This window comes from Flavobacterium davisii, assembly GCF_019565505.1.
GTDB lineage: Bacteria > Bacteroidota > Bacteroidia > Flavobacteriales > Flavobacteriaceae > Flavobacterium > Flavobacterium davisii.
The window spans coordinates 1,608,055-1,631,756 of the sequence record NZ_CP067378.1 but is presented as its reverse complement, the minus strand read 5'-3'; the positions used below and the strand labels follow the sequence as shown (position 1 = coordinate 1,631,756).

Below are 23,702 nucleotides of genomic sequence, written 5' to 3'. Positions count from 1 at the left end.
GGTTTAGAATACGTAGCTCTAAATACCTTTTTTTTAAAAAGTTCCTTTTTATATTCATTATAAATAACATTTACTAGGTTGTAATTACCCCTAATTTCCTTTATTTTTGCTTGATTTTTTATAAAACTATACAATCAATCTAATACTATGGCAAAATCTGCACTTCTAAAGTCATCTATTGCAAAAAAATACTGGATGGCTCTTACAGGTTTATTTTTATGCTTGTTTTTGGCTGGTCATTTAGCGGGTAACTTACAGTTAATCTTTGGCGATGCGTTACAGTTTAATCAGTATGCGTTATTCATGACTACCAATCCAGCAGTAAAATTACTTTCGTACGTAACTTACATTTCAATCTTATTCCACGCTGTGGATGGGATTATGTTAACAATCCAAAACAAAAAAGCGCGTCCAGTAGCTTATGCTATGAGTAGTCCTCAAAATAGCAGCTCTTTAGCTTCAAGAAACATGGCGGTTTTAGGAACTTTGATTTTAGTTTTCATTATTACACACATGGTTAATTTTTGGGCTAAAATGCACTTTTCACAAATGCCATTACAAACCATTACAGTGGAGCAAATGGGGCAAAAAGCAGATTACATTATCGGTACGCAACCAGGACAATTCTTCCCTGCTGACAAAATGATGTTAGAACAACAAGGGATGGAAATTAAGAATGGTAAAGATATTTACAATAAAATGGCCAATATCAAAGTAGGGGAAGGGTATAAAGATTTACACAAAATCACGATTGAGTTCTTTAAAAATCCATCTTTTGGCTTAATCGCAACTATTTTATACGTATTAGCTATGGGTGTATTAGCATTTCACTTGTTACATGGTTTCCAAAGTGCATTTCAATCATTAGGAATCAATAACGGATTTACGCCAGCTATCAAAACTTTTGGGAAATTATTTGCAATCATCGTTCCTTTATTGTTTGCGATCATCCCAGTTTATATTCACTTTGTTAAATAATCAGCTTACTATATAAAGATATGAAGTTAGATTCTAAAATACCTGAAGGTCACATTTCTCAGAAATGGACGAATCATAAAAATAATTTAAAATTAGTGGCTCCAAACAACCGTCCAAAAATCGATGTTATCGTAGTTGGTACAGGTTTAGCAGGTGCTTCGGCTGCTGCTTCATTAGGAGAAATGGGATATAATGTAAAAGCATTTTGTTTCCAAGATTCACCACGTCGTGCGCACTCTATCGCAGCACAAGGAGGGGTGAATGCAGCTAAGAACTATCAAAATGACGGTGACTCAGTTTACCGTTTATTCTATGATACTATCAAAGGTGGTGACTACCGTGCTCGTGAGGCTAACGTACACCGTTTAGCTGAGGTTTCAGGTAACATCATCGACCAATGTGTGGCACAAGGTGTACCATTTGCTCGCGAATACGGCGGTATGTTAGATAACCGTTCATTCGGTGGTACGCAAGTACAACGTACATTCTACGCAGCAGGTCAAACAGGTCAGCAATTATTACTAGGTGCTTATTCTGCTTTATCTCGTCAAATCGGTTTAGGACGTGTAAAAATGTACAACCGTCACGAGATGTTAGAATTAGTTAAAGTGGATGGTAAAGCTCGCGGTATCATTGCTCGTAACTTAATTACGGGTGAAATTGAAAGACATTCTGCTCACGCAGTAATCATTGCTTCAGGTGGATATGGTAACGTATATTTCTTATCAACCAATGCGATGGGAAGTAACGTAACGGCTGCTTGGAAAATCCACAAGCAAGGAGCGCATTTTGCAAATCCTTGTTATGTACAAATTCACCCTACTTGTATCCCAGTACACGGAACAAACCAATCGAAATTAACGTTAATGTCTGAGTCATTACGTAACTCAGGTCGTATTTGGGTTCCTAAAAAGATAGAAGATGCAGTAGCTATCCGTGAAGGTAAATTGAAACCAGTTCAAATTGCTGAAGAAGACAGAGATTATTTCTTAGAAAGAAGATACCCAGCTTTCGGTAACTTAGTACCTCGTGACGTAGCTTCTCGTGCAGCGAAAGAGCGTTGTGATGCTGGTTTTGGTATCGAATCTAATGATACTAACGAAGGGGTTTACTTAGATTTCGCATCTGAAGTAATTGCTAAAGGTAAGCAAGCTGCTTATGCTAAAGGTAATCACAATCCTTCTCAAGAAGAAATTGTTACTTTAGGTAAAGCTTGGTTAGAAGAAAAATATGGTAACTTATTTACCATGTACCAAAAAATTACAGACGAAAACCCTTATGAAACACCAATGAAAATTTACCCAGCAGTTCACTATACAATGGGTGGTGTATGGGTTGATTATAACTTACAATCATCAATTCCTCGGATGTTTCGTAGCAGGTGAAGCGAACTTCTCTGACCACGGAGCTAACCGTTTAGGAGCTTCTGCTTTAATGCAAGGTTTAGCCGATGGTTATTTCGTATTACCTTATACCGTTTCTAACTACTTAGCTGATGAAATTCGTACAGGTAAAATTTCTACTGATTTACCAGAATTCGTACAAGCTGAGAAAAACGTTAGAGACCAAATTAATGCTTTCTTAAACAACAATGGTTCTAAATCAGTTGACCATTTCCACAAACGTTTAGGAAACATCATGTGGAACAAAGTAGGTATGGGACGTAATGAAAAAGGATTAACTGAGGCTATTGCTGAAATTGATGCTTTACGTAAAGAGTTCTATGCTGATGTATATGTTCCAGTGCTGCTGATGAAATGAATACGGAATTAGAAAAAGTATTACGTGTTGCTGACTTCATGGAGTTAGGTCAATTGATGGCTATGGATGCTTTACAACGTAAAGAGTCATGTGGTGGTCACTTCCGTGAAGAATACCAAGATGCTGAAGGTGAAACCTTACGTGATGACGAAAACTTCGCATTCGTAGGAGCTTGGGAATACCAAGGTGAAGACATCAACAAATCGGTATTACACAAAGAAGAGTTGAAATACGAATATATTAAGATTGCAGCTCGTAATTATAAGTAAAAAGACAATAGCCATTAGGCATTAGTTATGGGGGATATCAGGTCTTATAAAGATTTATTAATTTGGCAAAAGGGTATTGATATAGTAGTTAGTATCTATGAGCTGGTTGAAGATTTTCCTAAAGAAGAAATGTATGCTCTAACTAGTCAGTTAAAAAGAGCTTCAGTTTCTATCCCATCAAATATTGCTGAAGGATATGGTAGAAGTTCAACGCAGAGTTATATACATTTTGTAAATATTGCACGTGGTTCCCTTTTTGAAATCGAAACAGAATTGATAATAGCCAATCGTCTAAATTTTATAAAAAAGAATGATTGTTTTAATCAGTTAATGTTGCAAATAGAAGAAGAATCTAAAATGATTAATTCATTTATTAATAAGTTAGAATCCACTAAAAACTAATGCCTTTTGCCTATTTGGCTAATGGCTTAAAAAAAAATAAGATTATGGCATCAAAGAAAACCATCAATATAAAATTAAAAGTTTGGCGTCAGAAAAAAGCTTCTGACAAAGGACAAATGGTAGATTATTCATTAAACAATGTATCTACTGACAGTTCATTCTTAGAAATGATGGACCAATTGAATGAACAATTGATTGCAGAAAAGAAAGAACCTGTAGCATTTGACCACGATTGTCGTGAAGGTATTTGTGGTATGTGTTCTATGTTTATCAACGGTCGTGCTCATGGACCAGATACAGGAATTACTACGTGTCAGTTACACATGCGTATGTTCAACGATGGTGATACGATTTATGTAGAACCATGGAGAAGTAAAGCTTTCCCTGTAATTAAAGACTTAGTGGTTGATAGAACATCTTTTGACCGTATTCAACAAGCGGGTGGTTTCGTATCTGTAAACACTTCTGGTAATACAATTGATGCAAACGCAATTCCAGTTCCTAAAGTTGACGCAGACAAATCATTCGAAGCAGCAGCGTGTATTGGATGTGGTGCGTGTGTGGCTACTTGTAAAAACGGTTCTGCTATGTTATTCGTAGGAGCAAAAGTTTCACAATATGCTTTATTACCACAAGGTAAAGTGGAAGCTACGCAACGTGTATTAAACATGGTACGTCAAATGGATGAAGAAGGATTCGGTAACTGTACAAACACAGGTGCATGTGAAATCGAATGTCCAAAAGGTATTTCATTAGAAAATATCGCTCGTATGAACAGTGAATACTTAAAAGCAAGTTTAAAATAATAGCTTTAACATAAGTTTATAACCCTTTCAGTCTAACTTGGCTGAAAGGGTTTTCTTTTTTAGTATATTCACCTAAAATTTTTTGATAATGAAAAAGTTAGTACTTTGCTTACTCTTAATTGCTCAAGCGAATTTCGCTCAAACTGCTGACGAAAAAGCTGAAGCTAAAAAGAAAGTAGAACAAGAAAAAGCTGTTTTAGCAAAACCCTATCATGAAGAAGAAGATGCCTCTATAAAAGTCGCTGAACTTTTAAAAACGGCAAAAACGGAGCATAAAAAATCCTCATTCAAGTAGGAGGGAACTGGTGTATTTGGTGCTTACGTCTGAATGATTTTATTAATAAAAATGAAACATTAAAACAATTGGTCGATACGAATTATATCTATTATCATTTGAATTGGTCAACCAAAAATAAGAATGAAAAGTTCTTTAGTCAATACGGTAGTAATCCGGGCGAAAAACACGGTTATCCTGTTTTTATGATTTTAAATGCCGATGGTAAATTGGTTCATATTCAAGAAACGGGCTCTTTGGAAGAAGGGAAAGGTTATAGTGTTGATAAAGTAAAAGCTTTTTTAGAAACCAATATTTCAAAATAAATCCAGCTTAAAACTAAACTAAATATAAATGCGATTTCTAAAACTCACACTCAGTATTGTACTGGGTATCTCCCTTTGGAGTTGTAAGGATAAAACAACTTCTAAAAATACAATTTCCCCTACTAAAACATTGGCCAACAACAATACTTCAAAAACGAAACTGTTTTCAGATGTTTTTGAATTTGTTAATTACAATGATGATGGCGACTATAGGCTGATTAATCTCCGAAAAAATAATGAGTCGTTTTCTTTTATTAACGATAAAAATGATGATAGGAGTTTGGTACGTGGTGATAAAGTTGCTATTGAATGGAAAATGGATACTATTCATATAGCTGGTGATGGTGAAACACCTGAATTAGCAGAATGGTTGGTTTCTTTTAAGAAAATAAAAGAGGGGAAATTGGCTCGTTTTCGCAAAACTTATAAACTCGATTTCAAGTATCATTGGTATAATGAAAATGAATATTCCGACGGTTATTTTAAACATCTTTATGAACTAGTCGAGTATTATGTAGCTAATTCAAAAAATGAATTATTAAAATTACATATTGCAGATAATTCTCCTTTAGAATATTCTATAGAGCAACAAGAGCGCGATGGAAAAACATACACGGTTTTAGGGTTAGGTACTTCTTTTGAAGGGCGTATGACTAAAATTCAATGGTTGTATTATGATGCTGAAAAAGACGATTTATATGAATACGACTTGCCTAATGATAAATTAGTTCTATTTCCATAAATCTTGATAATATTTAAACAAATGAAACAAACTATTTTTATTGTTTTAATACTTTATCTTTTGTTTGTTAGCTGTAAAAATGATAAACCTATTGCAGATAAACCCACTTCTAAGCCTAAGTTAGAGAAAACGAATCCGAGTCCAGAGAAAACACCCAGTGTAATTCAAGAGTATATTCCTGAGGGTTTCGAGATTCAATACGAATGTGATGGCGATTTGAATCAAGATGGAATAAAAGATTATGCCTATGTTCTTAAAAATAGTGATGATGATACAGCTCCAAGACGCACTTTAGTCTTTTTGGGAAATAAACAGAAAGGGTTGGATTTGTTTATGCAATCCGATACGATTTTTCCAAATTCAAATTCAGAAGATGTTATGACAAATTTTGAATATGAAGACATTACTATTTCAAAAAATGAATTGCAAATCAATTTTAGTGGTCTAGGACCTTCTGGGAACTACGATTTTATTTTTCAGTTTGAAAATGGTGAATTGTTTTTGAAATCTATGGAGAGTTTTCACGCAGGTGCAGGCGGACAAACCGTGGGATATTATGAAGTGTTAACAGGTAAAATAGAAATGACCCAAGTGAATACAATGAAAGAGGACATGCCTTCTGAGACTGAAGTGAAGGAATTTGAACCGCTTAAACTAGCCTTTGATAAAGTAAATCCTTTTGAACTTTTTGACCAACAATTGTCTAACTTTGAATCCAAAAATTAATTAAACTAAACATGAAAAAACTTCTAAGCTTTGCGCTTCTTTTTTAGTGCAAACTATATTGGCTCAAAACACAAATGAAATTCTTGTTTTAAGTGCCGTAATAAAAGACAAAGTTATACCTAATGCACAGGTTATCTTCCAAAAAAATGGAGAAACTTCATTGACTCGTACGACGAACGCTTCTGGAAAAGTAATGATTCCTGAAGAATTTCGTAATACCAACGATTTAACCATTATTATTAAAAAAGAAGGCTATTCTACTCTGGTTTCTAAATGTCCATGTGGTGGTCTGACCTATGCCATTAGCCCTTTTATGACCGAGTTAGACGGGATGCGTATCGTATTGAGTTGGGGGCAAAGACCTCTAGATATCGATTCGCATTTGTCCTATCAAGGTGGTTACGTATGTTATTACCAAATGGATGCTGTAAATGCTAAATTAGATGTAGATGATACGGATAGTTATGGTCCTGAAACCATAACGATTACTAAGAAGTTACAGGGGAAAAAGTATGTGTATGCAGTGCATAATTTTTCTGATAAAGATAAAACAGCTAATAGCAACTTGGCTACTATCAGTAGAGCAAAAGTGTATGTGTATATTGGTAATACTTTAATCAAAACCTATACACCGCAGGCGGGTAAAATGGGTACGGTTTGGATTCCTTTTATGATTGATGAAAATGGAAATCTAGCGGATATTAACGACTACAGAGAAGCTTCTTCTTGGGAAGGAGTGCGTACAATTTTACGTGAATATCGTCCATCGGAACAACAATCGGTTGTTACCTCTGCAGATGCTTTGACTGCCAAACAAATCAATAAAAAAGGCGAACAAGAGTACCATGCGGGTAATTACGAAAGTGCTATTAACTTTTATCAAGATGCTATTGAGTTAAACCCAAATGAAGGGTTGTTTTATGGTAATTTAGGATTGGTATTTCAAAAATCAGGCAAAGAAGCAGAAGCTTTATGGGCAAATCGTAAAGCAATTTCTTTAGCCAGCGGAACTACTGCAAATACTGTAAAAGCGGGTTCGTACTATAATATTGCGCGTATTTATGAAGCAAAAAACCATTTTCAAGAGGCTTTAGAAAATTATAAATTAGCCAAACAGCATAAAGAAAATCCAGTATATGACAAAGCGATTAGCAGAGTACAACAACGTTTATAATTTTAAAATATCCTTAGTTATTGGCTTCCTGTTTGCAATGCAATTTTGCTTTGCAAGTAATGGACCTGATAAAATTGCAAAAATAGATAGGGCTTTATGGCCCTATCCTATTAATAGTGCACATAATTTTGATGTCGCATCTAAGTGTGAAATGATTGCCTTTTCCAAAGCCTTCAAAGCTTACGAAGGACTTAATGAAACAGAGTTGCAACAAAAACTCGATTTAAAAAAGGTATCGGTGTCTTCGGTTCGAGAGTGGGAAACAAAAACAAAGCAAATTATTCTTTCTAATTTTAAATCATTGACTAAAGCTTCGCTTCAAGATTTGATTGGAATTAATGAAATTAATAAATGGGAAGATGTTGCCAAGATTAATCCTGAACCAAAAATGCCTTCCGCGTTGAAAGCTTGGTATCATGCCAGTTTGGATTTTTATGATAAATACCTTTATGAGCAATGTCGTTTGGCATCGTTATACCCAAGGATTACAAGTGAAATAGGCTTGCTTTCTAAAAACGAAATCAATGGTTTTAATTTGTCAGAAAAACAATTTTTATTAACGTTTGATGATGGTCCAACGATAAAAAATGGAAATACCGATAAGATGATCAAAGTGCTAAATGAGCAACATCAGAAAGGTGTTTTCTTTGTTCTTGGCGATGCGCTACAAAAAAGGATGCAGACTGATAAACAAATTCAAAATCTGTATCAAGGTCATTTGTTAGCCTCGCATGGGAAAACCCATGTATCTCATCAAAAACTCGTTGATTGGAAGACTTCGCTTAATTTTACGAGCGGTTTAATTCAACAACTGACGGACTCGGATAAACCCGTGTATTTTCGTCCTCCTTATGGACAAAGAACAGAAGAATTAGCCAAAAGTTTAGGCGCAAGTCAGTCTAAAGTTGTTTTGTGGAATATCGATTCTCAAGATTGGAATGCGCACATTACAGCTAGGGAAGTAGCCGATAGACAAATTAGTTTAATGCTGTTATGGCGTAGAGGAATTCTACTTTTTCACGATGTACATGAAAAAGCACAAATTGCTGTGCCACATATTTTGAATTATTTTAAAGGAACAGGAATCCAATGGGTTCAACCTAATGAATTATAAGTTTTGGAAATGAAAATTGCTATCATACAAGCCGATTTGGTTTGGGAAAACCCACAAGCTAATCGCACACATTTTGAAAACGAAATCAACGCCATTTCAGAGCCCGTTGATTTGATTGTGTTACCCGAAATGTTTACCACTGGTTTTACAATGAATCCGTCCGCTGTAGCGGAAACTATGGAAGGGGCAACTGTACAATGGTTGCAAAAACTAGCCATTCAAAAATCTTGTGCTATTACAGGTAGTGTAGTCATTGAAGAAGCTGGGAATTATTACAATCGTATGCTATTTGTGTATCCGGATGGTTCTTTAACGTATTACAATAAACGCCATTTATTTACTTTGGCAAAAGAAGAAGCTGTTTTTACAGGCGGTAAAGAAAAGGTGATAGTGGACTACAAAAAATGGAAAATTTGTCTTCAGATTTGTTACGATTTGCGTTTCCCTGTTTTTGCTAGAAACGTCGAAAATTACGACCTGCTTATTTATGTAGCAAGTTGGCCCAAACCACGTATTCAAGCGTGGGATATATTGTTACCAGCTCGTGCCGTTGAAAATTTATCCTATGTTATCGGCGTAAATCGTGTAGGTACCGATGGCAGTCAGTTAGAATACGTAGGGCATTCGCAAGTAGTAGATTATCTAGGGAACTACTTAGTAACGCCTAATGAAACTGCTTCAGTTCAATTGGTTACCCTTGATAAAGAAGCGCTGTTGGAAATGCGTACTCGGTTGAATTTTTTGAATGATAAAGATTCTTTTAACATTATTTGCTAATCAGAAGACAGTATTTAATACTTTTTAGATACTACTATTTCAAGAAGTAAAAATCAAAAAAGAACCATATAATTTTACTTTTCTTTGAATGTTTATTTTGAAAATTATATTTCTTTAAACCCAGATTTCAAGAAAGTATTGTTCTTTGACAAATGAGAGCTAACTTGTACTTAGCAGCGAAGCCTATGTATAAAATGGTGAATTTATCCCCTCCCAGATTTTGGCTGAAATGTAAAAAGGCTTCCATTTGGAAGCCCTTTGAGACAATCAATGATGAAACACCATGTTATCTCGTATAGAATAATTTAAGCAAAGATATTACATTTCCTCGCATTTTAATAAAAAAATATTTTATGAAAAGTTTCGAAAAAATGCAAATTGTAAATCCCAATGCTGCAGGAATTGATGTTGGGTCACGTTCTCATTTTGTAGCCATAGGACAGGATGAAAATCAAATTAGAGAATTTAATGTTTATCAATCAGGATTATGCGCTTTGGTAGCTTATCTTCAAGAGAACAAGATTCGTAGTGTTGCTTTGGAGTCCACAGGGAGTTATTGGCAATCTTTGTTTATGATCTTGCAGGGAAATGGTTTTGAAGTTCTTTTGGTTCAAGGGACTCAAACAAAAAACCTCAAAGCAAAGACAGATGTGAAAGATGCACAATGGATACAGAAACTTCATTCTTTAGGGCTATTACGAGGTTCTTTTTGCCCTCTGAAAGCACTTTGCAGATAAGAACACTTCATAGACATCGTTCTAGTTTGATTGAACAAAGTTCAAGCTTTGTAAACAAAATGCAAAAAGCATTACGTTTAATGAACTTCAGACTCGACGTTGTGATAAGTGACATCACAGGAGTTTCTGGAATAAGAGTAATTGAGATGATACTATCAGGTGAAACTTCAGGTGAAAAATTAGCTGAATATTGCGACAAACGAGTTAAAAAAAGCAAAGAAGAAATAGCCGACGCTTTGCAAGGTAAAATAAACAATGAATACCTACATGAGCTTTCCGATTGTTATGATATTTACAGACTTATTCAAGATAAAATAAAAAACACCGATACTCGTATTGATCAAGTGCTGAAAAAATCAAACCAGAGAAATTGTTTTATCAGAAGATATCGAATTGGTAAAGAAACAGAATAAAGGGAAAAACCAACCCAAATTTGATGTACAGAAATATAGTTTAAAACTTTTTGGAGTAGATCTCTTTGCTATAGAATCAGTTTGCTCAGGAACCGTTACTAGTTTTTTAGCCGAAATAGGCACCGATATATATAAATTCAAGACCTCCAAGCAATTTGTGAATTGGCTCAGGTTAGCTCCAAATAATAAAATTAGTGGAGGTAAGGTTTTGAGTAGCAGAACTCCAAAAGGGAAAAATAAATTTGCATTGACATTAAGAAATGCGGCAAATACAATTGAAAGAAAAAAAGAAGGTTACCTCGTTATGTTCTTTAAAAGGATTTCTTTTAAAAAGGAAGAGGTGCTGCAATTACAGCAACAGCAAGAAAAATAGCAGTTATAATTTGGAATATGATAGTCAAAAAACAACATTATATACCAATAAATACAGACCAATATATTCAAGAAATGAAGAATAAAAAAACGATACAAATTAAAAAAATGATTAAAAAATACGGAATCGAAACTACTTCTTTATCAATTCCTTAAATTAAGTTAGATAGAATTCCGCATTAGACTTCGTTGTGAAATAAAAATTTTCAATAAATTCAAGTGCTCACGGAAAATTTTAGAAGAAGAAATAGTGAACTATTTTGATGATTAAAATTTGAGTACGTGCTTGAATTTGAATAAAAATAAAGGGCAATAGATTTACTTCGTTTATTCGCTACGTTCGGGTCTAATGCGTAATCTGGGTTAAAACCAAATTACGCATTAGAATCTGTCATAAACAGAAATAAAGTGGCATTGATTAGGCTTTGCAATTCTCTTTCGGCTCGAGTCTGGTGCGAAATATGGGTTAAAGATATATTGCTCCTATTCTGTCAGATTAATTCATAGAATTAATTCGTATACTTGCTTTAATTAATGCGAGAGCTCTTATTTTACTTATTTCTACTTCTTTGTCTTGGTGATGTTTGTTTTGACTCACTAATTTTACAAAATTTATATTTTCTGATTTTTGAATGTATTTAACCATTACAAATTCTTCACCACTCATTTCAATACTCAATAAATACATTTCTCCCCAAAAAATTTCATTTTGAATATCATTTATTTCCTTATACAATACAATGTCGCCACTTTTTAATAAAGGATACATACTATCTCCTGTTACATAAATAGCACCATCACATTTAGGTAAATTAGGAATAGAAATATAATCTAAAGGAACATTATTTGAAGATTCAGAAAATAAAGGAACTAGGCCAGCTGTGGCTTCAATATCGTACAAAGGGATTTGCTGATAATGAAGAGCATTATCTGTTTTTAAAGGAAAAGCTTGAATGGATTTATTTAAAATAAAGTCTTCCTCTTCTTTTAACATATTTCCTTCTCCAGTTAATAACCAAGTAGGATTTAAGTCACTATATAATGAAAGAATATTTTCTAGCATACTAGAGCCGATGCTCTTTCCTTCTTTTACCGCCTTAGAAATACTTCCTCTGCCAGCACTTAGACTATTTTCAAAAGCATAAAAACTAATGCCTTTTCTATCCAAATATTGTCCTAATCGTTCTGAAACCATATAATAAATGTAAAATTCGGTGTAAAAATATGAAAATTTTCAATAATTAGTAGTTTAAAATCTTATAAAATATCTTAAAAGGGATTTATTTCTTATTTAAAAAGAAAAAAATCTAATAATTATTTGTTAGTTAGAAAATAATCTTGTATATTTGTATTGTTGAATGATTATAGTCAATGTGTTGTGAATATTTTCATCTAAAATAGATTGTAGGATTATTTTTTTAAACAATATGAAGCAAATAAAATACAAGGATAGTTCTTGAAATTGGTATTATTTCAATAGAAATTCTTGTGATCATTTTTGAAACTAAAAGACAAACGATAGAAAAATGGCTAATAAAATAAGAGTTTTAAGCTTAGATGGAGGTGGGATAAGAGGTATAATTACTTGTGTTATTCTTAAATATATAGAAGAACAATTACAAAAAGAAGATAACCCTAATGCGAAAATCGGAGATTATTTTGATTTAATAGCAGGTAGTAGTACAGGTGGATTATTAGCTTGTTTCCTTTTGCATCCAGATAATAGTAACCAAGCATTATTTTCTGTAAATAAAGCAATGGATTTATATCAAAAAAAAGGTGAAAAAATATTTAACACCTCATTTTGGGAAGAGATTTTTAATCCCTTTGGTTTATTTAATGAAAAGATATCTCAAAAAAATATTGAAAAACAACTAGATATTATTTTTGGAAATATAGAATTAAAAAAGCTGATAAAACCATGTCTTATTACATCTTACGATATTAATAGGAGAAAAGCCAAGTTTTTTTGTAGTCATGAAGCGCATACACCTTTAGAAAATTTTTATGTAAAAGATGTTTGCAGAGCAACAAGCGCAGCTCCCACCTATTTTGAACCAGCTAAAATAAAATCATTATATGGTCAGGAATTTACATTAATTGATGGAGGCGTTTATGCTAATAATCCTGCTTTGTGCGCTTTTGCCGAAGCTAGTAAAATTCCTTTTTCAAAAATTCTTAGTAATCCAAATAAAGTAGATTATCCAGAGGTTAAAGATTTGATAATCATTTCTATTGGAACAGGAGAGGTGTTAAAACCCTATGCTTTTGAAAAGTTTCAAGATGCAGGCAAAATAAAATGGATTGGACCATTAATTGATATTTTATTATCGTCAAATGCTGAAACGGTTAATTATCATTTAACCAAAATGTATGAAGTGTTAGGTACGCGTAACTGTAAAAATTATTATCGCTTAGCCCCTTTACTACGAAATGCTTCTCCCGAAATGGATAATACCACGGAAAAAAACATTTACGAACTCATACAAGCAGGAATGTACTATGTAGACGAAAATAGAGAAAAACTAGATGAAATCGTAAGAAAATTAATAAAAAACAAATGATATAGTGTGCCTATACCCGATTTATTAATCAAAAACAAAAAATAATAACCAAATAGTAATTTTAAATAATAAAGAATGAGTACAACAGACAATGCGTCGCAAACGCTTTTTAGAATGGTGAGTTTAAGAAACCCACAATTAACCGAAACTAAACCTAACAATTTAAGCTTTATACAAAGACCTAAAGTAGCAAAAGGAATCTTTGATGAAGTGATAATGAATTGTCCACCAAACACCTCAAAAATTAAAGCAATAGAAGACTTTATTGAAAAAAGAGAATTTAAATTCACTCTTTTTAATTCCGAAAAAGAATTTGAAGATGAAAATTATAAGTATTTGTTATCTATCGGTAGAAAAATTACAAAAAGAGAAGAAATTACAGATCAAGATTGGGAAAGAACCAATTATTATTACACACAAATGATGGATTCTAATAAAGGATTAACGAGAGAAGCCATTAGTACATTAACAAGACTTTGGGATAATTTAATTTATCAAATTATAACCCAAAAAAACTTTTATGTAAAAGAAGCTATTTGCGATATACTAAAAGCTATCCACACAGGCTATGCACAAAATATAGAAGTTAACGAAGAATTTATAAAAATAAACGGTGAAGATCCTGTAAAAAATAGTTTGAATGGAAAAATTGTAATTCCAAAAGAATTGTTTTTAAATGAAGAAACAGCTAAAGAAACAAATGGAGGAACGAATGATCCTAGGTTATCAAGAGTTGATCAAGCACAATTACGACTAAATGCACAAAACAATTTAACAATTCAAACCGCTATTCATAAAAAGAGGAACTTAAAAAATTAGATTTAGAACTCAAATCCATTCAACAAGACTATTTTAAAGAAAGGGAAGAAGCGTATAAAAAATCATATAATAATTACGCAGAGCAAAATAAATTGAAATTTCAAGAACAAAGTTTAGTATCGTTTGAAATTAATAAATTAATTGAGGCAAAAGCTTCAGATGAGGAATTACAGCCCCTATACGATAAATTAAAAATAATAGAAATTATTCCTCATGAATTTGAGTATAAAAAGGAAATCGATTTAATAGTATTTAACTCTAAATTATCTTCGGAATCATTTGATACTTTAATAGGATCTTTTACAAATTCAGAACCTTCTGTTTTTTTAAATCAAAAGACTGTGTTAAAGCCAGAAAATGTATTGAGTAGAGAAATACAATTAGCAGAAAATATATATCAATTAGATGACTCACTAAAAACTATAGAAGATATATTAGTGAAAATTCAAGATAAAATAGTAAATATTGAGCAAATTATCTTAGACAATACACCATTAGTTCAAGAGCAATATATAAATCTAGAAGGAGCAACAATCCCACTGCGTAACAGTAATAAAAGTATGCCTTTGGCATATTCAGCAACAGTTGGTTTAGGAGATTCTGGTTCTTTTGTAAGCTTTTTATTTGATACTGATGAATTTGATTCAATCATTGTAAAAGCTAAAATTATTGCAGACACTGATTTAGGACATTTTGAGGAAATTTATACCAATATTCAAGGGAAAGAACAAAGAATGGTATTTCCGCCCATTTTAGTTAGGAAATTTAGATCTATAGCTAATTTTAGAGTAGAACTTATTTTTTCAGATAGTAAAGAATATTATGCTCAAATAGACAAGCTTACATCGGATGACGAAAAAGTAGGCATGTTAACTCCTCTTTATAAAGAAAGTATTTCCTCTAAAAGAAATAATTTCGGTATAAAAAGAGTTGGTATTGCAGATTACCTAAAAGTAGTTCAAAGCGTTCATGCCTATGTGCGGGATTAGTTTCAAACATTGAAAACGTCATGGCTAGTGAGTTACGACATAAATCATCCGTTGCTAGAGATTACGCTGAAATTACAGATACAACCTCAAAATATCAGGAATCGGAAAAATTATCAGATACCTCTAAAACATCAAGAGCTGATATGCAAACTGAAATTGCAAAAGAAATTAAGAAAGAACAAAATATAACCTCAAATACACGATTTAGTTATAATTCAGGCGCTTATAATTTTGAAATGACAGGCGGTTATGCTAACAATTCAGCTCAGCAAGACAGTGTTCGTCAAGCGGTTATGAAGTCCCGTGAAATCACCGAAAAAGCAATGGAAAAAGTCGTGAGCAGAGTTTCAGAAGAACGTGTTCAAAAAATTATCAAAGAATATACAGAAACAAACGTACATGAATTTGATAATAGAGGAAAAGTAACAGAAACTAACAACCCAGAAATGGCTAAACCCAAACACATTTCAGGTATATACAGATGGATCGATATTAAATATAAAAATCAAATTTATAATTATGGTAAAAGGACCATGTTTGAATTTATGGTACCAGAACCAGCAAGACTGCATCGTTTAGCATTTATGGTTTCTAAAGGACAAATACTTACAACACCTGTAGATCCTAGAAGTGCAAGGGGAGAACTAAAAATGGAAAGTGGAAAAGAAGCAACAAGAAAATTATTAGAATATTGGGCTAAAATATATAAAGTAGAGCTAACCCCTTTAAAAGAATCAGATGTACAACATTATCCTTTTGTAGAAAGTTTTTATAATGAAGGTAATTGTCCTGTAGTTCAAAGAAATGTAAAAATAAACGATGGATATGTAGCTAAATCAGTGAAAATTGATTTTAGTTATTGGAGAAAAGGATCAGGATCTTCCAGTAGAATTAATTTAGATTTTAGTAATGGTATTAACAAAGAATTTTGGTTTGAAGAAATATCAGGAACAATAACAATTGATAACCTTCATCTGTCTGATACTTTTAGCTTAAAAAATTCAGGTTATAACTTAGGACAAATTGAATACAATATGTATTTTAATTTAAAAATAAATCCTAACAAATTAGAAGCTTGGCAAACCGAAAATTTCAATGCAATTATCAAAGCATATGAAGAAGCTTATAAAAAATTTCAAGAAGAACAAATCAAATTAGACGAAGAACAAAAGAAAAAGAAAAAGAAGCGAAAGAAAAAATGAGTAATTTTTATCGCTTTATGGAACAGGATGTACTAAAACACAACTGTATAGCTTATTTATTACAAGATTATTTGGACACTTTAGGAGTCCCTTTTACTACAGGCGATAGAATGGAAAACTTTCAAGTACTTTTAGATAAAGATCTTGACAAATATACCGCATTGGCAAAATTCATGGAACAGGCGTTTGAATGGCAAATTATGGATTATACTTTTTATCCTTACTATTGGGGAAAAAGAGAACAATGGCAAGAAATGTATGTTTCTAATTCAGTCGATCCTTTATTTAGAAGTTTTTTACAAGCAGGATTAGCCAGAATCATCGTAACCGTAAAACCGGTTTTGAAGATGCCGTACAATTTTTTATGACCACAGGAAAAATTTGGAACGGTGGCGAAGTACCCGTAATTGGTGATCCACTATACATGAGTATTGTAGATGAAATGCGTGCCCCAGTAGGAAAGCCACAAGGAAAATACTGGATTACGAAATTACCTACTACATTGACCATTTTACAAGATAAGTCAACTGGCTTAGCAGTAGAGCAACCTTTACCAATTTTCCCAGAAACTGACCCAGCTAATTGTGAAAATCCTAGCGAGTTGGAAAGTAAATCGAGTTTTGTAAGTCGAGATATTTCGCTAGCAATTAAAATAGGAAAAGAGAGTACATTGCCTAAAAATTAATGATATTCAAGAATTCTAGTGATGCGCAAAGCATCGCTAGAATTTCATTTAACAAAATCCACAAAAGAAAAATGAATCAGCCTAAAGCAACAAAACCCACAGCCTTACGTTTGCCTAAAAACACCATCGGCACCGTAAATCCAAGGTCTTCAAACGAAGGATATAGCGCTGAATTTTATGGAAATAAATCCAATGAAGGAGTTGATTTTTCCTCATTAATAAGGTTTATTAAAAAAGTAAGCACAAATCCTCAATGTATTTTTAATTGGAAAGATTTTGAAAGAGCACCAACAGTACAAACATACTCCACAAGAGATGGAGAAGGCGGCACTATCCAAAGAATGAAAATCATTAATAACAACATTCCTTTTACTTATAAAGATGAGTACGGAAAAACAAATACCTCCTTTTTGCAAGCCCGTTTAAACAAACGAATCGATGCTATTGATTATGATTGGGGTTTTTCTATTCAAATCGATGCCAAATCAAAATTGATTTTTGCGCAATTATCATTATACTATGTTAATACAGCTAAATTTAGAAATAAAGTAACAGCAACTCCAAACCCAAACGATTTTACCGTGAATGACCAATATCGTGGTATTGTATTTCAGTCTGAAAATTTAACCGATTTTGCCTATTTAGTAAATGCCATAGACCCTAGCCAATTTGAATTTATCAAGAATAAAATCAAAACCAAGTTCGTTGATGCCATACAAAAAGCCAAAAACGAAGACGAAATTGTATTTCTTTTTGAAAATGCGCCCTATTGGATAGCCGAAAATTTTAAAAGTGATAAGTTAATTAACTATTTAAAAACTATTTTAAGTTATGATATTGAGGGATGGTTTAGCGGATATATAGACGGAAGCTGTGCTTTTATTAATGTATTACGCGGATTCAACACACTCGACAAATGGGTAGATTTGTATCACTTTTTTAAAGAAAACCCTGAATTTGTCAAGAAAGCCTATCATGGTTTAGACAGTACTTCTATTTGGGAAGGTGTAAAACAAACAAATAAAACCATTTTTGCTTCCTTTTTAACCAGTCTGTGTTATGCCGTTATGGATTCTGAAAAAGTGGCTATTGAACCACCAACCAAAACGTTTTATTTAGGTGATGGATATACTATAAATACGTCTGCTTTAGGAGCCTTAGATTTTAATGATACGCAATACTTTTTAAAACAAGAAAGAACTAAGTTAGTAGGTATGATTCCTATAGCAAACTCTTGGTTCTATCCTGTCACCTACGACGAAGATTTAGAAAAAGGCGCGTATTACGACCCAATGCAAATGGTACAAGTTTACAATGTAGCTCAAAAAACAGTCATGGTAGTACCTGCTATATTCTTACACGATACGGCTTCACGGGATGAATTAGCGCATATTATGAAAGCAGTTCGTATAGGCGTAAATGTATTTACGATAGCAGTTTCTATAGCCTCATTAGGCTCTGCATCGCCACTCATCGCTTTAGCAGCCGCCGCAGATATTACACTTGCCACTGCCGATACTATTTTTGCCTTAGCCGAAGACCAACTTTCTAAAGAATTTGTCGAAACTTGGAGTAAAATCTACCTAGTAGGTGGAGCCACTACAGCAGGACCTGTATTACTAAATAGCGTTTTTAAAGGAGGAATGAAAATCCTAAATGGCACCGCAAAAGCCGAATTTAAACATTTTGTACGCGCTTTTATTTTTAAAGTGGTAATAGAAAAAAATATTGCTAATTTTACAAAAAACACCTTACGCTTTGTTACAGAAAATGTAGAGCTTGTTTCCATAAGTAATGGTTTGCTCAATACAGGTAAGTTACAAGAACTTAATCAATACGGTGCAATACTTGTAGCTGGTGAAGTTAAAAATGCTGACAAAATAGTTACAGAATATGCGCTTGTTTATAAAGACGAAGTAATTATTATAGGCGAAAAAACTACTTTTGCTAAAAGAGTAAAGAGGTTCTTTGAAAAAGCAAAAAATAAAGGAGTTGAAGAATATTTAGAGCATTTAGGTGGTAACGCATCTATTCCATCTAAAATAGCCACATCTGATCCTGTAAAAGTACAAGAATTTATAGATGCATTGGCTAGATTAAAAAGTATAAAAATAGTTGACACATATGATTATGTTGAAGATGTAATAGCTTTTATTAATCATAAAGTAGTTGACAATAGAATATTACAAATTGGGACTGAAAATTGTGGATTAACTACAGAACTTCTAGTTAAATTTATTAAAACAGGAAAAATTGAAAGCGCAATAGAAACTCTTATGTGGGGAACAGAAAAAATGGCTTCAAAATTTGGCGGGGGTACTTTTCAACCTGCATCAATTACTAGAATGGAGCAGTTGATCAAGGATGGGCAAATTATTATAATACGAGGTGTTTATGGTAAAACTACATTCAAAGGTACGTCTGAATATAAATCTTGGGGTCATTTTTTTGTAGGTTTCAAAAGAGGAGAAAAATTACATTTATGTGATGGTCAAACAGCAGAAATGGTTATTTTAGGGCAATCATCAAGAGCTAGACTCGAAAATTTTATTAGAAATAGATATCATCAACATGATGGTTGGTTTGAATATTTATTGGTTAGATAGAAATTAATTTTAAAATAGTATATATGTTAACAGATGAACAAATGCTGCAAATAGCAGAACGTTATTTACAAAGATTAGAGAGAGATAATGATATAGAAATGCTAATTTATCCTGATGAAATAATTAAAAAACCGTATGGGAATATTTATTTATTTGATGCTAAAGAATACCTTCTTACAGCAAATCCAAATAAACAATTGGTTGGAAATGGTCCGTTTTTAGTTGAAAAAAAGTCAGGGAGGGTTGTTAGATTTGGGACTTTAGGAACTATTGAAAATCAGCTTAAATCTTATGAGAATGGGACGATAACACCAGCTTTAACACGCTATTGGTATCCTGATGAAGATAGGTTTGATTATAAGTAATTTAGATATTTTTAAAAACTGCAATATAAAAATTGCAGTTTTTTTATTTAAAGAATCTAAATCACTCGTTTACAACAAGCCAATGCCACATTTATAAAAGGAATTGGTTTTGATGGAAAAATAAAAGGTAATGCTGTAATTTATAAAGGAGAAGAAATTGCGAGTGGAACAGCTAAGGAAGTTCGAGAAACTTTAAGGGATGTTTGGAATGCTAGTGGGAGTAAATTAGTAGAAGCTCTAGATGATTTATGGAAACTAAAACCTAAGCTAACTACAGATTTAAAACATTGGACAGCATTTAATTTAGCAAATACAGAGTTAAGGTGGTCAAGAGTGATAGAAAAAGATATTGAAAAAGCTATTCAAGCTGGGCTAAAAAGTACAGGAGGAAAACTATGGGAAGCAGAAGTCGCAAGAGAATTAAGTAATTTTGATAAGGTTACAGATTTTGGTAATATCTATAAAATAATTAAAAACGGCAAAAAATTTAAAGATGCAGGAGATATTGATGTAGGAACTTCAAAATATATCATAGAATGTAAAGAGAGTGTTTCTAAGAATATTAAATCAAAAGATTATTTTGACCAATTTGATAAATATTTGAATCCAAAAAATGAAAAATATATAAATCTTAATGGCAGAAAATGTGTTTTGGCAATAAAATCATTTAAAGATAATGCAATTGATATTACACATCCTGTTTTTAAAGCTCTGCAAAGAAAGGGTGTGATTATTATAACAGATTTACAACAGATTAAAAATTTAAGATAATGGGAAATACAATTCATATCATAAGTAAAGAATATTTAAAAACGACAGAATTAATTAGCATAATTGAAAAAATTGCAAAGAAGTTAGTTTATCAAGTTGGAAAATCGTACTCAGAAGAATATGATATTACTGATATTGGTTTGTTTAAGGAAAATTCAAGTGATTATTTAAGCGTTAGAATTAGCTGTAAATCTGACTACAACGATACATTTAACAATCTTTATGGCATTAATAATTATGGTATTATGATAAGTATTGAGTATAGTTATGAAGATAAAATACTCATTGCTTTTCTAAAGGAAATAATGTCTGAAGTACCAAATATTTTAATATACAATGAAGAAACTCCTAATGGAATAGATAGTATTATATTTAATAAATCTCAAGTTTTGAATTTTCCTCAGAAAGATGCTTATAAACTTCTAAATACACCCTCAATTTAAGTTATCTATTTTAGAAGTAAGACTTGTTACTATTCTAATATTGATATTTTTAAAAACTGCAATATAAAAGTTGCAGTTTTTTTATTTAAGATTGTAAATACCTTTTACACTTTGTTTCAGAAAATGTAGAGCTTGTTTCCATAAGTAATGGTTTGCTCAACACAGCTAAGTTACAAGAGCTTAACCAATACGGTGCAATACTTGTAGCAGGTGAAGTTAAAAACGCTGACAGAATAGTTACAGAATATGCGCTTGTTTATAAAGGGGAATTAGTAATAAAAGGGGAAAGAACTAGTTTTGTAAAAAGAGTAGAAAGGTTCTTTGAAGGAGTTAAAAGTAAAGGCCTTAAAGATTTCTTAGAGGAATTTGTAGGAGGAAATAATTTTGGAAAATCGATTGTTGAAACCAAAAACCCTGTTAAAGTCCAATAGTTTGTAGAAGGATTTGAAAATTTATCAAAAATAAAAATTGTTAATCCTCTTGAACATATAAAAGAAGCCATCGCTTATTTCAATCATAAAGCGATTGGTGATGAAATTATTCAAATTGGTAAGCTTAATTATGGAAATACAATAGAATCTGTTATAGTATTTCTCAAAACAGGAAAAATAAAATTGGCAGAACCTTCTTTGATGCAAGGTTTTGATGAAGTTGCTGCGAAATTTGGAGGGGGTAGTTTTATGCCATCAACAATTCCTAGAATGAAAGAATTAATGAAAGAGGGAGAAATGACTGTTATTTATGGTGTTAAAGAAAAAAATAAAATAACAGGAAGTACAGTGGGACATTATTTTGAAGGAATGAAAAAGGGAGGTGAATTACATTTGTTTGATGGACAAACAGGAGAATATGTAATATCTACACAAAGAACTGCTTATACAAATTTTATTAAAAGAGGTTATAAAGAATTTAGATATTTAAAAGTAAGATAATAAACCAATAAAAAATAATAATATGTTAACAGATCAAGAAATGTTAAAGGTAGCAGAACGATATTTAGAAAAAAGAAAAGGGACCAAGACTATTGATGTAATTATAGAAGGAATTTATAAGAAACCTTATGGTAATATATACTCTTATCAATCTAAAGATTATATAGATACGGGTAATTTTAATAAATCGTTAGTGGGTAACGCACCTTTTTTAGTCGAAAAAGAAACTGGTAGAGTTGTTAATTTCAGCACTTCAACCATATTAGAAGAAGAAATTAAAGCCTATGAGAACGGAACAATTGGTAAAAGTTTGGATCTCTACTGGTATCCAGATGAAGATAGGTTTGATTATAAGTAATTTAGATATTTAAAAAACTGCAATTTTAAGATTGTAGTTTTTTATTTAAAGAATCTAAATCAAGGGCAGAAATTTTTTAAAGGAAAACAAAATAAAGAGCCCCATTATATTCTTAGATGATATGGCTTTTGAAAAGAATCATCACTCTATAATTATCTTTAAAGACCTGATTTATTCAATTTTACTAGAGAAACAAATAAATTAAAATAATACGGATTCAATATTAGATGTCGTTATGAAATAAAAAAACAATAAATTCAAATACTCACAGAAAATTTTAGAATAAGAAATAAAAACTATTTTGAAACCTATAATTGGAGTAGATACTTAAATGGGAAGAAACATAAAGGAATATGTTTAGACTTCGCCAATTTACTTCGTTTGAGTCTAATGTGGGATTTGAGTTAAAATAAAATATTAATTGTTTGATTTGATTTTTTTCTAATAATTGTTGATTTTTTTCTTTTAAAATTTGTATTTAAGATTATTTTCTTTTATATTTAAACTTTAATTACAAATGTAAAAAATGGACAAAATAACCAAAGAAAGAATCCAAAAACTTCATCCCTCAGTACGCGATGAGGTTTCAATAATTATAGAGGAATGTAATCAATCATTAACAGGAAGAGCGCAAGTCAGAATTACACAAGGTTTGCGAACATTTAAAGAACAAGATGAATTATACGCCTTAGGTAGAACAAAACCCGGTAGAAAGGTAACGAATGCAAAAGGAGGACAATCCATTCATAATTATGGATTTGCTGTTGATATTTGTTTGATTATCGATGGAAAAGTAGCATCATGGGATACCGTAAAAGATTGGGATAATGATGGTGTTGCAGATTGGTATGAATGTGTGAAAATTTTTGCCAAACACGGTTGGAATTGGGGAGGTAATTGGAAAACATTTAAAGATTTACCTCATTTTGAAAAACGAGGTTTTTCAGATTGGGAGCAATTAAAGAAAATTCCCTTAGATAATCAAGGCTATGTGAAGATATAGTTGAAAAACAAAGACTAAAGCTCAAATTATTTGAATGGGATAAAAATCTAGACTAGAAATAATAATGTATAGTAATTTTTATAATAGATGAAGA

General features: G+C 32.1%; 29 protein-coding genes and 1 pseudogene. 29 read left to right on the top strand and 1 reads right to left on the bottom strand.

The annotated features are described in order from the left end of the window. The first annotated feature begins 147 nt into the window (after positions 1 to 147). The 15 genes and pseudogenes from JJC05_RS07915 (at position 148) to JJC05_RS07850 (ending at position 11,027) form a co-directional block, all read left to right on the top strand. A complete protein-coding gene (locus JJC05_RS07915; protein ID WP_088393148.1) occupies positions 148 to 978 on the top strand; it encodes a succinate dehydrogenase cytochrome b subunit in 831 nt (276 codons plus the stop codon). A gap of 20 nt (positions 979 to 998) precedes the next feature. Next, a pseudogene (locus tag JJC05_RS07910) lies at positions 999 to 3,008 on the top strand (fumarate reductase/succinate dehydrogenase flavoprotein subunit). 27 nt (positions 3,009 to 3,035) lie between these two features. After that, a complete protein-coding gene (locus JJC05_RS07905; protein ID WP_105195218.1) occupies positions 3,036 to 3,410 on the top strand; it encodes a four helix bundle protein in 375 nt (124 codons plus the stop codon). A gap of 44 nt (positions 3,411 to 3,454) precedes the next feature. After that, positions 3,455 to 4,216: a succinate dehydrogenase/fumarate reductase iron-sulfur subunit gene (locus JJC05_RS07900; protein ID WP_127823448.1), complete on the top strand. Its 762-nt coding sequence runs from the start codon at positions 3,455 to 3,457 to the stop codon at positions 4,214 to 4,216. 88 nt (positions 4,217 to 4,304) lie between these two features. Then, a complete protein-coding gene (locus JJC05_RS18785; protein WP_374226349.1) occupies positions 4,305 to 4,511 on the top strand; it encodes a hypothetical protein in 207 nt (68 codons plus the stop codon). Then, complete coding sequence (locus tag JJC05_RS18780) at positions 4,496 to 4,816, top strand: thioredoxin family protein (RefSeq protein ID WP_374226357.1); 321 nt, start codon at positions 4,496 to 4,498, stop codon at positions 4,814 to 4,816. Before JJC05_RS18785 ends, JJC05_RS18780 begins: the two co-directional genes overlap by 16 nt. Before the next feature lie 28 nt (positions 4,817 to 4,844). Beyond that, positions 4,845 to 5,558: a hypothetical protein gene (locus JJC05_RS07890; RefSeq protein ID WP_088393161.1), complete on the top strand. Its 714-nt coding sequence runs from the start codon at positions 4,845 to 4,847 to the stop codon at positions 5,556 to 5,558. 21 nt (positions 5,559 to 5,579) lie between these two features. Beyond that, the gene (locus JJC05_RS07885) at positions 5,580 to 6,284 is read left to right on the top strand and encodes a hypothetical protein (RefSeq protein ID WP_105195221.1); all 705 of its coding nucleotides are present in this window, start codon (positions 5,580 to 5,582) and stop codon (positions 6,282 to 6,284) included. A 46-nt stretch (positions 6,285 to 6,330) separates the two neighbouring features. After that, complete coding sequence (locus tag JJC05_RS07880) at positions 6,331 to 7,458, top strand: YfaP family protein (RefSeq protein ID WP_235878723.1); 1,128 nt, start codon at positions 6,331 to 6,333, stop codon at positions 7,456 to 7,458. Then, positions 7,421 to 8,572 (top strand): polysaccharide deacetylase family protein, encoded by a 1,152-nt coding sequence (locus JJC05_RS07875; protein WP_235878722.1) that lies wholly within the window; start codon positions 7,421 to 7,423, stop codon positions 8,570 to 8,572. Before JJC05_RS07880 ends, JJC05_RS07875 begins: the two co-directional genes overlap by 38 nt. A gap of 9 nt (positions 8,573 to 8,581) precedes the next feature. After that, a complete protein-coding gene (locus tag JJC05_RS07870; RefSeq protein ID WP_235878720.1) occupies positions 8,582 to 9,349 on the top strand; it encodes an amidohydrolase in 768 nt (255 codons plus the stop codon). A gap of 353 nt (positions 9,350 to 9,702) precedes the next feature. Continuing rightward, positions 9,703 to 10,086 carry an IS110 family transposase gene (locus JJC05_RS07865; RefSeq protein WP_235877351.1) on the top strand — a complete coding sequence of 128 codons (384 nt, stop codon included), beginning with the start codon at positions 9,703 to 9,705 and terminating at the stop codon, positions 10,084 to 10,086. A 59-nt stretch (positions 10,087 to 10,145) separates the two neighbouring features. Continuing rightward, on the top strand, positions 10,146 to 10,499 hold the full coding sequence (locus JJC05_RS07860; RefSeq protein WP_235878161.1) for a hypothetical protein: 354 nt from the start codon (positions 10,146 to 10,148) through the stop codon (positions 10,497 to 10,499). Then, positions 10,480 to 10,872 carry a transposase gene (locus tag JJC05_RS07855; RefSeq protein WP_235878159.1) on the top strand — a complete coding sequence of 131 codons (393 nt, stop codon included), beginning with the start codon at positions 10,480 to 10,482 and terminating at the stop codon, positions 10,870 to 10,872. The genes JJC05_RS07860 and JJC05_RS07855 overlap by 20 nt, the downstream gene beginning before the upstream one ends. A 17-nt stretch (positions 10,873 to 10,889) precedes the next feature. After that, entirely contained in the window at positions 10,890 to 11,027 is a 138-nt protein-coding gene (locus tag JJC05_RS07850) for a hypothetical protein (RefSeq protein ID WP_235877300.1), read from the top strand. Positions 11,028 to 11,367: 340 nt separating this feature from the next. Here the strand turns inward: JJC05_RS07850 and JJC05_RS07845 are convergent, their stop codons facing one another. Continuing rightward, positions 11,368 to 12,066 (bottom strand): S24 family peptidase, encoded by a 699-nt coding sequence (locus tag JJC05_RS07845; RefSeq protein WP_105195927.1) that lies wholly within the window; start codon positions 12,064 to 12,066, stop codon positions 11,368 to 11,370. Between the two features lie 331 nt (positions 12,067 to 12,397). On the opposite strand from JJC05_RS07845, the gene JJC05_RS07840 reads away from it, so the two are divergent. The 14 genes from JJC05_RS07840 (at position 12,398) to JJC05_RS07775 (ending at position 23,608) form a co-directional block, all read left to right on the top strand. After that, positions 12,398 to 13,435, top strand: coding sequence for a patatin-like phospholipase family protein (locus JJC05_RS07840; RefSeq protein ID WP_088394700.1), 1,038 nt, complete (start codon positions 12,398 to 12,400; stop codon positions 13,433 to 13,435). A gap of 75 nt (positions 13,436 to 13,510) precedes the next feature. After that, a complete protein-coding gene (locus tag JJC05_RS07835) occupies positions 13,511 to 14,254 on the top strand; it encodes a hypothetical protein (protein WP_235878719.1) in 744 nt (247 codons plus the stop codon). A 92-nt stretch (positions 14,255 to 14,346) separates the two neighbouring features. Next, a complete protein-coding gene (locus JJC05_RS07830; protein WP_235878718.1) occupies positions 14,347 to 15,243 on the top strand; it encodes a hypothetical protein in 897 nt (298 codons plus the stop codon). A gap of 20 nt (positions 15,244 to 15,263) precedes the next feature. Then, positions 15,264 to 16,445, top strand: coding sequence for a hypothetical protein (locus JJC05_RS07825; protein ID WP_235878716.1), 1,182 nt, complete (start codon positions 15,264 to 15,266; stop codon positions 16,443 to 16,445). Continuing rightward, complete coding sequence (locus JJC05_RS07820; RefSeq protein ID WP_235878714.1) at positions 16,442 to 16,813, top strand: hypothetical protein; 372 nt, start codon at positions 16,442 to 16,444, stop codon at positions 16,811 to 16,813. Before JJC05_RS07825 ends, JJC05_RS07820 begins: the two co-directional genes overlap by 4 nt. Next, positions 16,810 to 17,130, top strand: coding sequence for a hypothetical protein (locus tag JJC05_RS07815; protein ID WP_235878713.1), 321 nt, complete (start codon positions 16,810 to 16,812; stop codon positions 17,128 to 17,130). The genes JJC05_RS07820 and JJC05_RS07815 overlap by 4 nt, the downstream gene beginning before the upstream one ends. Then, on the top strand, positions 17,130 to 19,736 hold the full coding sequence (locus JJC05_RS07810; RefSeq protein ID WP_235878712.1) for a hypothetical protein: 2,607 nt from the start codon (positions 17,130 to 17,132) through the stop codon (positions 19,734 to 19,736). Before JJC05_RS07815 ends, JJC05_RS07810 begins: the two co-directional genes overlap by 1 nt. Positions 19,737 to 19,759: 23 nt before the next feature. Beyond that, positions 19,760 to 20,101 (top strand): YrhB domain-containing protein, encoded by a 342-nt coding sequence (locus tag JJC05_RS07805; RefSeq protein WP_088394063.1) that lies wholly within the window; start codon positions 19,760 to 19,762, stop codon positions 20,099 to 20,101. Between the two features lie 333 nt (positions 20,102 to 20,434). Further along, entirely contained in the window at positions 20,435 to 20,872 is a 438-nt protein-coding gene (locus tag JJC05_RS07800) for a hypothetical protein (protein WP_127823457.1), read from the top strand. Continuing rightward, complete coding sequence (locus tag JJC05_RS07795; protein WP_127823458.1) at positions 20,872 to 21,315, top strand: hypothetical protein; 444 nt, start codon at positions 20,872 to 20,874, stop codon at positions 21,313 to 21,315. Before JJC05_RS07800 ends, JJC05_RS07795 begins: the two co-directional genes overlap by 1 nt. Before the next feature lie 152 nt (positions 21,316 to 21,467). Then, positions 21,468 to 21,746 carry a hypothetical protein gene (locus tag JJC05_RS07790; RefSeq protein ID WP_235878711.1) on the top strand — a complete coding sequence of 93 codons (279 nt, stop codon included), beginning with the start codon at positions 21,468 to 21,470 and terminating at the stop codon, positions 21,744 to 21,746. Positions 21,747 to 21,929: 183 nt separating this feature from the next. Then, positions 21,930 to 22,247 carry a hypothetical protein gene (locus JJC05_RS07785; RefSeq protein ID WP_235878710.1) on the top strand — a complete coding sequence of 106 codons (318 nt, stop codon included), beginning with the start codon at positions 21,930 to 21,932 and terminating at the stop codon, positions 22,245 to 22,247. 22 nt (positions 22,248 to 22,269) lie between these two features. Then, positions 22,270 to 22,605 carry a YrhB domain-containing protein gene (locus JJC05_RS07780; protein WP_235878709.1) on the top strand — a complete coding sequence of 112 codons (336 nt, stop codon included), beginning with the start codon at positions 22,270 to 22,272 and terminating at the stop codon, positions 22,603 to 22,605. Positions 22,606 to 23,131: 526 nt separating this feature from the next. Further along, positions 23,132 to 23,608: a M15 family metallopeptidase gene (locus JJC05_RS07775; RefSeq protein WP_105195936.1), complete on the top strand. Its 477-nt coding sequence runs from the start codon at positions 23,132 to 23,134 to the stop codon at positions 23,606 to 23,608. Positions 23,609 to 23,702: the final 94 nt, after the last annotated feature.